Origin of the sequence: Nonomuraea sp. NPDC023979 (assembly GCF_040639085.1) — a bacterium.
Taxonomy (GTDB): Bacteria; Actinomycetota; Actinomycetes; order Streptosporangiales; family Streptosporangiaceae; genus Nonomuraea; species Nonomuraea ceibae.
In genome coordinates this window covers 212,766-225,050 of record NZ_JBEZZG010000011.1, presented here as the reverse complement: position 1 = coordinate 225,050, position 12,285 = coordinate 212,766, and the positions used below count along the sequence as shown (strand labels likewise).

The 12,285-nt window shown below is 73.6% G+C and carries 13 protein-coding genes and 1 tRNA gene; 4 read left to right on the top strand and 10 right to left on the bottom strand.

Features of this window, described 5'->3' with window-relative positions; genetic code table 11:
- From AB0G11_RS21640 to AB0G11_RS21605, 8 genes are all read right to left on the bottom strand, one after another.
- On the bottom strand, window positions 1–321 hold the full coding sequence (locus AB0G11_RS21640; protein ID WP_219509739.1) for a hypothetical protein: 321 nt from the start codon (window positions 319–321) through the stop codon (window positions 1–3).
- Window positions 322–374: 53 nt separating this feature from the next.
- The gene (locus tag AB0G11_RS21635; RefSeq protein WP_219509741.1) at window positions 375–617 is read right to left on the bottom strand and encodes an acyl carrier protein; all 243 of its coding nucleotides are present in this window, start codon (window positions 615–617) and stop codon (window positions 375–377) included.
- Window positions 614–1,939: a ketosynthase chain-length factor gene (locus AB0G11_RS21630; RefSeq protein WP_357587662.1), complete on the bottom strand. Its 1,326-nt coding sequence runs from the start codon at window positions 1,937–1,939 to the stop codon at window positions 614–616. The genes AB0G11_RS21635 and AB0G11_RS21630 overlap by 4 nt, the downstream gene beginning before the upstream one ends.
- Window positions 1,940–1,943: 4 nt before the next feature.
- On the bottom strand, window positions 1,944–3,209 hold the full coding sequence (locus tag AB0G11_RS21625; protein WP_357587660.1) for a beta-ketoacyl-[acyl-carrier-protein] synthase family protein: 1,266 nt from the start codon (window positions 3,207–3,209) through the stop codon (window positions 1,944–1,946).
- A 108-nt stretch (window positions 3,210–3,317) separates the two neighbouring features.
- The gene (locus AB0G11_RS21620) at window positions 3,318–4,157 is read right to left on the bottom strand and encodes an ABC transporter permease subunit (RefSeq protein WP_219509744.1); all 840 of its coding nucleotides are present in this window, start codon (window positions 4,155–4,157) and stop codon (window positions 3,318–3,320) included.
- Window positions 4,154–5,083: an ATP-binding cassette domain-containing protein gene (locus AB0G11_RS21615; RefSeq protein WP_219509745.1), complete on the bottom strand. Its 930-nt coding sequence runs from the start codon at window positions 5,081–5,083 to the stop codon at window positions 4,154–4,156. The genes AB0G11_RS21620 and AB0G11_RS21615 overlap by 4 nt, the downstream gene beginning before the upstream one ends.
- A 95-nt stretch (window positions 5,084–5,178) precedes the next feature.
- Window positions 5,179–5,847, bottom strand: a complete 669-nt coding sequence (locus AB0G11_RS21610; protein WP_357587658.1) for a response regulator transcription factor — start codon at window positions 5,845–5,847, stop codon at window positions 5,179–5,181.
- Complete coding sequence (locus AB0G11_RS21605; RefSeq protein ID WP_219509747.1) at window positions 5,825–6,889, bottom strand: histidine kinase; 1,065 nt, start codon at window positions 6,887–6,889, stop codon at window positions 5,825–5,827. The genes AB0G11_RS21610 and AB0G11_RS21605 overlap by 23 nt, the downstream gene beginning before the upstream one ends.
- A 486-nt stretch (window positions 6,890–7,375) precedes the next feature.
- Here AB0G11_RS21605 and AB0G11_RS21600 point away from each other — a divergent pair, with 486 nt between their 5' ends.
- Window positions 7,376–8,125 (top strand): AfsR/SARP family transcriptional regulator, encoded by a 750-nt coding sequence (locus AB0G11_RS21600; protein ID WP_357587656.1) that lies wholly within the window; start codon window positions 7,376–7,378, stop codon window positions 8,123–8,125.
- Window positions 8,126–8,241: 116 nt separating this feature from the next.
- Here AB0G11_RS21600 and AB0G11_RS21595 read toward each other — a convergent pair whose 3' ends face one another.
- Window positions 8,242–8,940, bottom strand: a complete 699-nt coding sequence (locus tag AB0G11_RS21595) for a response regulator transcription factor (RefSeq protein WP_357587654.1) — start codon at window positions 8,938–8,940, stop codon at window positions 8,242–8,244.
- A gap of 139 nt (window positions 8,941–9,079) precedes the next feature.
- Between AB0G11_RS21595 and AB0G11_RS21590 the strand changes: the two genes are divergently transcribed.
- From AB0G11_RS21590 to AB0G11_RS21580, 3 genes are all read left to right on the top strand, one after another.
- The gene (locus AB0G11_RS21590; RefSeq protein WP_357587652.1) at window positions 9,080–10,054 is read left to right on the top strand and encodes an acyltransferase domain-containing protein; all 975 of its coding nucleotides are present in this window, start codon (window positions 9,080–9,082) and stop codon (window positions 10,052–10,054) included.
- Entirely contained in the window at window positions 10,051–11,142 is a 1,092-nt protein-coding gene (locus AB0G11_RS21585) for a hydrolase (RefSeq protein WP_357587650.1), read from the top strand. The genes AB0G11_RS21590 and AB0G11_RS21585 overlap by 4 nt, the downstream gene beginning before the upstream one ends.
- Before the next feature lie 309 nt (window positions 11,143–11,451).
- Window positions 11,452–11,525 (top strand) — tRNA-Leu (locus tag AB0G11_RS21580).
- A 21-nt stretch (window positions 11,526–11,546) separates the two neighbouring features.
- On the opposite strand, the gene AB0G11_RS21575 is transcribed toward AB0G11_RS21580, so the two are convergent.
- Complete coding sequence (locus tag AB0G11_RS21575) at window positions 11,547–12,248, bottom strand: SDR family oxidoreductase (RefSeq protein WP_357587648.1); 702 nt, start codon at window positions 12,246–12,248, stop codon at window positions 11,547–11,549.
- Between the last annotated feature and the right edge of the window lie 37 nt (window positions 12,249–12,285).

The window sequence follows — 12,285 nt, the reverse complement described above, 5'->3', positions numbered from 1 at the left end:
TCAGACCGACAGGGGCTCGTGGTTGGCGTAGGCCGCCTCGAACCGGAGCTTCTGCTTCCACTGCGTGGTGAAGTCGTAGACCTCGGGGATCTCGGAGAACGTCTTGAGGTCCTCCAGCGTCTCGGTGGTGAACTGGGCGATCTTCGAGGCGGTGATGCCCCGGGAGCGCTCGTCGGCGGGCAGCCACAGGTGCGGCCGGTAGTCGAAGCCCTTGACCAGCGGGTTGCGGTCGAGCAGCTCCTTCATCGCGGTGAAGAACTCCTCCTGGTCGCCCTCGGTCGCGGAGGCGGGGAAGCGGTAGATCAGGGTGTGCACGATCATGACGTGGTCCTTCCGGAGGTCAGCGGAACAGGGACGGAACGGGCGGCGCGCGGTCAGGGGACGGTCACGCCGGAGACGAAGTCGAGCAGGGCGCGGGGCGTGGTCAGCTCGGCCACCTGCTCGTCGGGGATCCGCACGCCGAACTCGGTCTCGATCCGGGCGGCGGTCTCCATCAGGGCCAGCGAGTCGTAGCCCAGGTCGGTGAAGAGCTCGTCCAGGATGTCGCCGCCGAGGTCGACGTGCTCGTCCTCGCCGGCGCAGGCCACCATGATTCTGCGAAGGTCGTCGAGAGTCATTTCTCCTCTTTCCGAGGTACGGCTTCCGGATGTTCGGGCTTGCGAAGGACGACGGCGGCGTTGAAGCCGCCCTTTCCGCGCGCCAGGACCAGCGCGTGGGTGAGCGCCGCGCTCCTCGGCTCGGCGCCGCGCACCAGGTCGATCCGGTACGCGGCGGGCACCTCCCCGGCGTGGGGCACGGGCGGGATGACCCCGTCGCGCAGCGCCAGCAGCGCGCACACCACGTCGAGCGGCCCGCTCCCGGCGTACAGGCGGCCGGTCAGCGCCTTGGGCGCGGTCACCGGGACGCCCCCGGGTCCGAAGACGGCGGAGATCGCCGCGGCCTCCTCCCGGTCCAGGAACGGCACCCCGGCGGCGTCGGCGAAGACGACGCCGATCTCCCCGGGCTCGGTGCCCGCGTCGGCGAGCGCCTTGCGGATGGCCTGCTCCAGGCCGGGCGGCCGGCCCGAGCCCGGCCGCGGGTCGAAGGTGGCGGCGTACCCGGCGACCTCGCCGTAGACCTTGGCCGCGCCGCGCCGCAGCGCCGCCTCCCGGTCCTCCAGGACGAGGATGGCCCCGCCCTCGCCGGGCACGTAGCCGTCCGCCTCCCGGGTGAAGGGCCGGTAGGCCAGCTCGGGGACGGGCTCGCGGCTGAGCCTGCCGCTGGCGATGTGGCTCACCCAGCCCCACGGGTCGAGCGAGGACTCCACGCCGCCCGTCACGATGTGCGGGGTGCCGCGGCGCACCGCCCGCCGGGCGTGGCCGAGCGCGTCCAGGCCGCCCGCCTGCTCGGCCACCAGCACCCCGCCGGGGCCGCGCATGCCGTGCCGGATGGAGATCTGGCCGGTGTTGACCGCGTAGAACCAGGCGAAGGACTCGTACACGCTGACCGTCTGCGGGCCCTGCGTCCAGAGCTTCTGGATCTCCCGGTGGGTGAACTCGAAGCCGCCGGAGGCGTTGGAGGTGACCACGCCCATGCTGTACTCGGGCAGCTCGGCCGGGCGCAGCGCGGCGTCCTCCAGCGCCCACTCGGCCGCCGCCAGCGCGAGCCGGGTCACCCGGTCGGTCTGCGGCATCAGCCTGGAGGGGATGTGCTCCTCGGCGACGAACCCGCTCACCTGCCCGGCCAGCGTCACCGGGTAGCGGGGGCCGCCGCCCCGGGGGTGCCCGCCGGCGTGTCCCTCGGCGTGCAGCGGCCGGATGCCGCTCTCCCCGCGCAGGGTCGCCGCCCAGAACTTCTCGGCGCCCAGCCCGTTGGGGGCGATGACGCCCAGGCCGGTGATGACGGCCGTGGCCGGCCCGCCGGTCCGCTCGCCGGGCGCGGCGATCGTGGTCTGCGTCATGGCGTCAGCTCCCGTTCCCGGCGCGGCTGAGCAGCATGGCGCTCTGGAAGCCGCCGAAGCCGCTGCCCACCGACAGCACCGTGTCCACCCGCTGGTCGCGCGCCTCGATCGGCACGTAGTCGAGATCGCATTCGGGGTCGGCCTCCGTCAGGTTGGCGGTGGGCGGCACCATGTCGTTCTCGATGGCCAGGGCGCAGGCGACGAGCTCGATCGAGCCGATCGCGCCCAGCGAGTGGCCGATCATCGACTTGATGGAGCTGACCGGCGTGCGGTAGGCGTGCTCGCCGAGCGCCCGCTTGAACGCGGCGGTCTCGTGCCGGTCGTTCTGCTTGGTGCCGGAGCCGTGCGCGTTGACGTAGTCGACGGCGTCGCCGTCCATGCTCGCCTCGGCCAGCGCCGCGTTGATCGCCTCGGCCATCTCGCGGCCGTCGGGCTTGAGCCCGGTCATGTGGTAGGCGTTGCAGCGGGTGGCGTACCCGTTGATCTCGGCGATGATCCGCGCGCCGCGCCGCCGCGCGTGCTCGTACTCCTCCAGCACCAGCATGGCCGCGCCCTCGGCGAGCACGAAGCCGTTCCTGGTCCGGTCGAACGGGCGCGAGGCGTGCTCGGCGTCGTCGTTGCGCGGCGTGGTCGCCTTGATCGCGTCGAAGCACGCCACGGCGATGGGGGAGATGGGGGCGTCGGTCGCGCCGGCGAGCACGACGTCGGCGCTGCCCTCCTTGATCAGCTGGTGGCCGTACCCGACGGAGTCGAGGCCCGAGGTGCAGCCGGAGGAGACGATGGCCGCCGGGCCCTCCGCGCCGGCGATCCAGGCGACCTCGGCCGCGATGGCGCTCGGCACGAAGTAGTCGAACAGGTGCGGCGAGGCGTACCCGGGGTCGACGAACCAGTCGTGGCCCGTGTCCGACAGCACCAGGTACTCGCGTTCGAGGCTGGTGGTGGCGCCGACGGCGGTGCCGACGCTGACCGCCACCCGGCCCGGGTCGAGGCCGGCCGCCTCCAGCCCGCTGTCGGCGACGGCCTCACGTCCGGCCACCACCGCGAGCTGGGTGGCGCGGTCCATCCGGCGGATCTCCCGGCGCGTCAGCCCGGACGCCTCGGGATCGAAGTCGCACTCGGCCGCCACCTGGGACCGGAAGGGCGAGGGGTCGAAGAAGGAGATCCTGCGGGTGGACGTCCGCCCGGAGGACAAGAGCTCGAAGAAAGACTTCGTCCCCGCACCACCGGGCGCGCGTACGCCCATTCCGGTGATCACGGTTCGTCGGTCCATGAGACGCACACGCTCCTTTTGCGACATCGGCTGTCGCAGGTGAACATGTGCGACGGTCCTCGAGCGCCGCTCGAGGACCGTTGGGGTCCCAGCCTGGCGTTCCGCCGGTCAGGCGTCGCGCCGGCGCAGCGTCCAGGCGGCGAGCCCGAGCAGCGCCACGAGGTACGCGCAGAACACGAGGAAGCCCGGCAGCGGCGCCAGCACCCCGCCGGCCTGCGTCTCGGCCATGAACGCCTTGCCCGCGGTGGCCGGCAGGTAGGGCGTGACCGCGTCGGCGACGCCCTCCGGCAGCAGCATCCCGGCCAGCGAGTCGAGCAGGAAGACGGCGAACGACACGACGGAGACCGCCATCGCCGTGCTGCGCATCAGCGTGGCCAGCGCGATCGCCGCCACCCCGACCCCGGTCAGGTACACCGGCGCGGCCAGCACCGCCCGCAGCACGCCCGGGTCGCCCAGCGACGGCGCGACGCCGTGCGCGCCGAGGAGCGCCGACCCGGCCAGGAACGACACCAGCGAGGAGAGGAGCATCAGGGCGAGCACGACCCCGGCGAAGACCACGCACTTGGCCCACAGCACCGGCAGCCGCCTCGGCACCGCCGAGAACGTGGCGCGGATCAGCCCCGTCGAGTACTCCGACGACACGTACAGCACGCCGAGCGCGCCGATGAGCAGCTGGGCGAAGGCGACGCCGCCGAGGGTGGCGCCGGTCGGGGTGCTCGGCTGGAACGGCGGCCCGTCCGGCTCCAGCGTGCCCGCCGCCAGCGGCTCGGCCATGGCGCCGGCGGTGATCAGCCCCACGCCGACGAACACGACGACCGACAGCAGCAGGGCGACGGTGGTCGAGCGCACCGACCTCAGCTTGATCCACTCGCCGTTGACCGCGCGGGCCAGGCTCACGCCGGGCGCCACCGCCGCGGCGCTCGCGGGATGGCTCACGGGCCGGCTCATGACGCGATCCCTACGCCGGTGGGCGCGCGGAACTCCACCGACAGGCCCGTCAGCTCCATGAACGCCTCCTCCAGCGAGGCCCGCGCGGTCGTCAGCTCGTGCAGCGGCAGGCCGCACGCCGCCGCCTCGTCGCCGATCCGCTCCGCCGGGACGCCCTCGATCTCCAGCAGGTCGTCGTGCCGCCGGGTGATGGTCACGCCCGCGCGCTGGATCAGGTTGCACAGCCGCACCGGGTCCGGAGTGCGCACCAGCACCCGCATCCGGCGCTCCGACACCGACCTGATCAGCTCGCCGACCGGCTCGTCCGCGATCAGCCTGCCCTGCCCGATGACCACGACCTGCTCGGCCGTCTCGGCCAGCTCGCCCATCAGGTGCGACGACAGGAACACCGTCCGGCCCTCGGCCGCCAGCCCCTTGAGCAGCCTGCGGATCCACACGATGCCCTCGGGGTCCAGGCCGTTGACGGGCTCGTCCAGCACGACCGTCGCGGGGTCGCCGAGCAGCGCCGCGGCGATGCCCAGCCGCTGCGCCATGCCGAGGGAGAAACCGCCCGCCCGCCGGTGCGCCACCTCGCTGAGCCCGACCAGCTCCAGCACCTCGCGGACGCGCCGCCGGGGGATGCCGTTGGTCGCCGCCAGCGCCGCCAGATGGTTGAACGCCGACCTGCCCGGGTGGGCCGCCTTGGCCTCCAGCAGCGCGCCGATCTCGCGCAGCGGCGCCGCGTGCTCGCGGACGGGCCGCCCGTTGACCAGCGCCACGCCCTCCGTGGGCGCGTCCAGGCCGAGGATGAGCCGCATCGTGGTGGACTTGCCCGACCCGTTGGGCCCCAGGAACCCGGTGACGACGCCGGGCCTGACAGTGAAAGTCAGGTCGTCGACCGCCAGCGTGTCCCCGTAGCGCTTCTTCAGGTTGGTGACCTCAATCATGGTCCCACGATGCAGCAGCCGCGACCTCGTCCGCGTCGTCCGATCGCAGTATCCGCGAGATCATGCGTCCGTACGAGACGGCCTTGACAGCGGTGTCAGGCGCTCGCCACCGTGACCAGGCCGGCCTGGTAGGCGGTCACCACGAGCTGCGCCCTGTCCCGCGCGCCCAGCTTCGCCATCGCCCGGTTGACGTGCGTCTTCACCGTGTACGGGGACAGGCACAGCTCCTCGGCGATCTCCTCGTTGGAGGCCCCGGTGGCCACGTGCACGACGATCTCCAGCTCGCGGGCCGTCAGCGCCTCCAGCACCCCGCCCGCCTCGGTGTCGGCCTTCACCGGCTGGTTGAGGAAGCGGGCGATCAGCCCCTTGGTGGCCTTCGGCGACAGCAGCGCCTCCCCGGCCGCCACGACGCGGATCGCGGCCAGCAGCTCGCCCGGCTCCACGTCCTTGCCGAGGAAGCCGCTGGCGCCCGCCCGCAGCGCCTGGAACACGTACTCGTCGATCTCGAACGTCGTCAGCACCAGGATGCGCACCCCCGTCAGGCTCTCGTCGGCGGTGATCTCCCGGGTGGCCGCCAGCCCGTCCATCTCCGGCATCCGGATGTCCATGAGGATCACGTCGGCGCGGGTCTCGCGGGCCAGCCGCACCGTCTCCAGCCCGGTCTGCGCCTCCCCGACCACGCACAGGTCGGCAGCCGTCTCGATGAGCGAGCGGAATCCCTTCCGGATCAGGGTCTGGTCGTCAGCGAGCAACACGCGGATCATCCTGGTTCCTCTCGGTGAGTTGGCTTCCCGTCAGCGGCAGCCGGGCCACCACCGCGAACTCCCCGCCCCGGGCGGGCCCGGCGCTGAGCACGCCGCCGACGGACGCGACGCGCTCGCGCATGCCGATCAGGCCGTGCCCGGTGCCAGGATCGGCCCCGGCCGTCCCGGCCCGCTGGTTGCGCACGTCGATGGTCAGCTCGCCGGCGGTGTAGGCCATCGTCATCCGGACGTGGCCGCGCCCGTACTTGCGGGCGTTGGTGAGCGACTCCTGGATCGTCCGGTACGCGCACAGGTCGACCGCCGGCGGGAGCGGCACGGCCAGGCCGGAGACGGTCCGGTCCACCTTGAGCCCGGTGCGGGCGAACGACTCCAGCAGCGGGTCCAGGTCGGCGAGCCCCGGCAGCGGCTCCAGCGGCGCCCGCGCGTCGCCCGACCCGCGCAGCACGTCGAGCACCGCGCCGAGCTCGTTGAGCACGGTGCGGCCGGCCGCCCGGACGTGCGCCAGCGCCTCCTCGGCCGCGTCGGGCCGGTGCCGCAGCAGGTGGGCGGCCACCCCGGCCTGCACGTTGACGACCGAGATGTGGTGGGCGACCAGGTCGTGGACCTCGCGCGCGATGTGCATGCGCTCCTCGACGACCCGCCGCCTGGCCTCCTCCTCCAGCGCCAGCTCCGCCCGCCGGGCCCGTTCCTCCAGCGCGGCGACGAGCTGGCGCCGCGTCACGGCGGCCTGCCCCACCGCGCCGCCCGCCAGCGTCGCGGCGATGAACGGCGGCGGCCCGCTCTGCGCGTCGGGCCAGGTGGTCCCCTGGACGAGGAAGTGCACCGCGACGAGCAGCGCCGACCCGCCGGCCGCCACCGCCACGGCGGTCCCGCGCTCGCTCACCGCCCCCACCGTGTACGCGGTCAGCAGGATCGCGGCCATGGCCGGCTCCACCACGTCGAGCGGGTCGGCCAGCGCCGAGGCCAGCAGGGTGAGGAACAGCGCGGGCACCGGCACGACCCGCCGGACGGCGACGGCGGCGCCCATGAGCACGGTCAGCACCGGTAAATGCCGGGCCGCTGGTTCGGGCGTGTCCAAATACGGTGCGAGAAGCGCCGAAATACTCACCGCGGCGCCGGCGATCGCGTCGACAACGAGAGCGGGAAGTCGGGGAATATGGCGCCTTATACCTCGTTGTCTCACGTCGCCACAATAACGGGTGCGCCGCCAATCGGCCTACTGCAATTGCAGTACGTGGCGGTTACCGCGCATGCGGTAGCGTGCGCTTACCACATGTAGTGATAAGACATTAAACGGTTGCGAAGTGAACCATTTACCTGCCCGTCCATCAATGTCCGCCTCGTCGCAGCGGTGAATTACATGCGGGCGGCTCACCTTCGATGGAGCATACCTCTTTAGAGGCACGACATTCGAGACATGTTCCATCTTGCTATATTCTCGCCGGGTATTAGGGGTCGCCGCATGTCGTGTTCCATCAACTGACGGGGAGACATGATGCCCAAAACCAATTTCTCGGTGCTTGGACCGATGGAGGTGGTGCATGCCGGCCGGGCCTGCACGCCAAGTGCGCCCAAGGTTCGCCAGGTGCTCGCGCTGCTGCTCGTTTCCGCCAATCGCCTGGTGCTGGTCGATTCCATCATCCGCGAACTGTGGGACGACAACCCGCCCAAGAGCGCCCTCACCACCACCCAGACCTACATCTACCAAATACGCAACCTGATCCAGCGCGAGCGCCTCAGCGGCTCCGGGCGCGAACTGCTGCTGACCAAGCCGTTCGGCTACACGCTCCTGGTCGACCAGGACCAGCTCGACCAGGACCGCTTCGACCACCTGGTCACCCGGGCCGAGGGCTTCGCCCGCGCCGGGCAGCACGAGGCCGCCGCCGCCGACCTGCGCCAGGCGCTGGGGCTGTGGCAGGGGCCGCCCCTGGCCAACGTGACCCAGGGCCCCCTGCTCCGCTCCCACGTCGTCCACCTGGCCGAACGCCGCACCCACGCGCTGGAGCTGCGCATCGAGGCCGACATGCACCTCGGGCGGCACCGGGAGCTGATCGGCGAGCTGCGCAGCCTGATCGCCGAGAACCCGCTGCACGAGTGGCTGCACGCCCAGCTCATCACCGTCCTCAGCCAGGCGGGCCGGCGCGGCGAGGCGTTGGCCGCCTTCCAGGGGCTGCGCGAGGTCCTCGACCGCGAGCTGGGCCTGGACCCGTCGCCGGCGGTCCAGCGCCTGCACCGCGAGGTCCTGCGGGGCGGCCGCGTCCTGGCCATCCCCGCCTGACCCGTCCGCTTCAAGGCCCGTTCACATCGAGGCCCGTCCACTTCAAGGCCCGTCCACCCTGGCCCGCCCAGCGGCTGCGGCGGACCGACGGGCCCCGGCGCGGCCGGCCGGGCGGTTCAGCGGGCGCCGAGGCAGTGGGCCTGCCCGGGGGACGCCGCCCGCGCGGTGGGGAGGCCGGCCGCCTTGTTGACCGCGTCGATGCGCGACACCGCCCCGAGCTTGCCGTAGATGTTGCGCAGATGCCGCTTCACCGTCCCCTCGGTGATCGACAGCCGGGCGCCGATCTGCGCGTTGCTCAGCGCCTGGGAGACCAGGTCGAGCACCTGCCGCTCGCGGACGGACAGGCGGGCCGTCCAGCGCGGCCCCGCCTCGGCATCGGCCTCGCGCCGCCGCTCGCACCCGGGCCGGCGCGGCGACGGGCCGGGCTCCAGCCGGGTGAGGTTGCGCAGCACCAGCACGAGGTCCGCCCGTGTGCTGGTCGCCGGCAGGCACCAGTGCGCGCCGTGCCCGGCCAGCTCGCCCAGGTCGACGGTGTGGCTCAGCGCCACCACCACGATCTTGACGTCCGCCAGGTGCCGCCGGACCTGCCGCAGCGCCCGCCACTCGGCCTCCTGCGGGCCGCCGCCCGCCCCGGCCAGCACCACGTCCGGCCGCACCCGCGCGGCCACCTGCGGGACCTCGGCCGGCGAGCGCGCCTCCCCAACGACGCTGATGCCGTGCAACCTGCCGATCCAGTCCCTCAGGCACTCCCTGAAGATCACATGATCCGTACCGAGAACGACGCCGATCCCCCCGGCCGCGTCCGTACCTTCCACGGAATCCACCCCCTTCTTGCCGACGTGCGGTTCCGACCCTGCTGGACGGACCTGTCATGGCCCGCACACGGCTCTGTCACCGACTACGTATCGAGGCAGCCTCGAGCCCGGCTCAAGATCGGTCACGCAAGCTGGCGGCATGCGACAGACCGAGAGGCGCACGGTGCTGCTCCTGCCGGGGCAGGGCGCCCAGTACCCGCGCATGGCCGCCGAGCTCTACCGCGAGCAGGCGGCCTTCACGGCGGCCATGGACGAGTTCTTCGACGCCTGCGGCCGCCGGGGCGGCGAGCTGCGCGACGACTGGCTGTCAGCCGCGCCCCGGGTGCCGATCGACGACGTCACCCGGGCCCAGCCCCTGCTGTTCGCGGTGAATCTGGCGATCGGCCGGGCCCTCACCGACGCGGGCAGGCCGGTTGACGCGCTGCTCGGGCACAGCGTGGGCGAACTGGCCGCCGCCGCGCTCGCCGGCGTGTTCAGCCCGGCCGACGGCGCGGAGCTGATGTGCCGCCGCGCCGACGCGGCCCGCCTGATGCCCCCGGGCGGCATGCTCGCCGTGGCCGCCACCCCGGACGACCTCGCCCCCCACCTGTCCGGCGGCCCCGGCGGGGAGCTCGGCGGGGTCGTGGTGGGGGCCTGGAACGCGCCCCGGCAGTGCATCGTGTCCGGGCCCGATCCGGCGCTGGAGGCCGCCGAGGAGACGTTGCGCGGCAAGGGCTTCATGTGCCGCAGGGTCCGGGCGCTCCAGCCGTTCCACAGCCCGGTGCTGCGGCCGGCCGCCGAGGAGCTGGTCCGCTGCCTGGAGGGGATGCGCCTGAGCCCGCCACGCGTCCCGGTGCGCTCGTGCCGGACCGGGCGGTGGGTCACCGACGAGGAGGCGGTCACGCCCGAGTTCTGGGCGCTGCAACTGGCCGAGCCGGTGCTGTTCTGGCCCGCACTCGACGGCCTGCTCACCGACCGGCCCGAGGGCGGCTGGACGCTCGTCGAGGCCTGCCTCTCCCAGCTCGCGCCCCTGGCCAGGCGGCACCGCGCCGTGGCCCGGGGCGGCGCCGAAGTGATCACGATCGGCCCCGGCGAGTTCCCCATGACGGCATCCGTACGAAGGAGTGGATCATGACCGACCACGAGGCCACGGGCCTGCTCGAAGCGGCGGACGCCGTCGCCAAGCTCGCCGGCGAGCGGGCCGCCGAGGCGGAGGCCGCGCGGCGGCTGCCGGAGGACGTCGTCGCGGCGATCCTCGACGCCGGGTTCGCCCGCCACTTCGTCCCGCGCGGGCATGGCGGGGCCGAGGCGGCGTTCACCGAGCTGCGGCGGGCCCTCGCGACGGTGGGGGAGTCGTGCGCGTCCGCGTCGTGGTGCGCGCTGATCGTGGCCACCTCGGGCCGCATGGCCGCCTACCTCCCGGCCGAGGGGCAGGCGGAGGTCTGGCGCGAGGGGCCGGACGCGGCGATCTCGGCGGCGCTCGTCCCGTCGGGCACGGCCGAGGAGACGTCCGGCGGGTGGCGGCTCTCGGGGGAGTGGCACTTCCTCAGCGGCGTCGACTTCTCCGACTGGGCGCTGCTGTGCGCGCCCGCGCCGGACGGGCCGAGGTTCTTCGCCGTGCCGCGCGGCGACTACCGGATCAGGAACACCTGGTTCACGCTCGGCATGCGCGGCACCGGCAGCAACACCGTGGTCGCCGACGGCGTCCTGGTGCCCCGCCACCGCGCGGTGCCGCAGGGCGCGGTGTTCCGGGGGCACAGCGAGCACTCGGCCGCGCCGTGCCACCAGACGCCGCTGGCGGCCGTGGCGGGCGCGCTGTTCGCCGCGCCCGCGCTCGGCTCCGCCACCGCGATGCTGCGCGCGTGGACCGCGCAGCAGACGGCCAAGGGGCCCGGCCTGCCGCCGCCCGCCCAGCTGGAGCTGGCCCGCTCCAGCGCCGAGCTGGACGCGGCCCTGCTGCTCACCGAGCGGGCCACGGCGATCGCCGACCTGGGCCGCGTCGCGCCCGCGACGGCCGCGCGCAACGCCCGGGACGCCTCGCTCGCGGCCCAGCTCGTCCGCGCCGCCGCCGCCCGGCTCTTCGAGTCGGGCGGCAGCCAGGCCCAGCGGGACGACAGCGACCTGCAGCGCCACTGGCGGGACGTGCAGAGCGCCACCTCGCACGCGGCGCTGCGCTTCGAGCGCACCAGCGGCCCGTACGCGCAGTCGCTGGGCGCGGGCTGACCGGATATTCGGTGGCGTCCCGCACGATCTCCGGGCTACCTTGAAGCTGTCCGGAACGACATACGAGAAGGAGGCGAGCGGTGACATCCCTGGCACTGACGCCTCCGGCCTCCGGGTGACCTGACGAGGACACCAGGACGGCCGCCCGGGCTCGACCCCGAGGCGGCTTTTTCATGCGCGTCACCAGGATCCAGCGGCCCTGAAGGGAAAGGCGCCGCGAGCAAGGCCTGCGCGGCGGGGCTGGCGGCCCCCGGGCGGACCGAGCTCATGCCCCGGGCCGGGCCTCCCGCCGGCCCGTCCGGGGCCCACGCCGCTCTGGCCCAACTGGCAGAGGCGCCGCCCTCAGGAGGCGGAGGTTCGGGGTTCGAATCCCTGGAGCGGCACCGCGTTCAACAGCACCGCGTTCACAACACCCCCGGGTAGAGGACGGCGGGGTCGGCCGACAGGGCGGCCTTGATCCGGGCGGTGCCGTCGTCGGCGACGACCTCGGCCCGTCCGGCCTCGACGCCGTCCAGCGCGGCCCGCACGACGTCGGCCGGGTCGTTCTTGGGCACGTCGTAGCCGGCCATCATGTCGGTGTCGGTGCTCGCCATGAGCAGCCCCGTCACCTGGGTGCCCTGCCCGGCGAGCTCCAGCCGGGCGCCGTTGGTCAGGCTCCACGCGGCGGCCTTCGACGCGGCGTACGCGCCCGACCCGGGGTAGGACACCCACGACAGCGCCGACAGCACGTTGAGCACCGCGCCGCCCCCGTTGGCGGCCAGCACCGGCGCGAAGGCCCGGATCATGGCCAGCGGGCCGAAGAAGTTCGTCTCCATCTCCAGCCGCACCCGCTCCGGGTCGCCGCCCACCAGGTCGTGGCCGGTGGAGACGCCCGCGTTGTTGACGAGGAAGGTGACGTCGCCGGCGGCCCGCGCCGCCGCCGCGATCGTGCCGGGGTCGGTGACGTCGACGCGCAGCACCTCCGCCCCGGGGACGTCGGCGGTGCGCGGATCGCGTACGGCCGCGTACACCTTGGCCGCTCCCCGCTCCAGCAGCTGCCGGGCGAAGTGCCGCCCGATGCCCCGGCCGGCCCCGGTGACGAGGGCGACGGAACCCGTGATCTTCATGATGTGCCTCCGATGTCGTCGGTCGGGGCTACGCTAA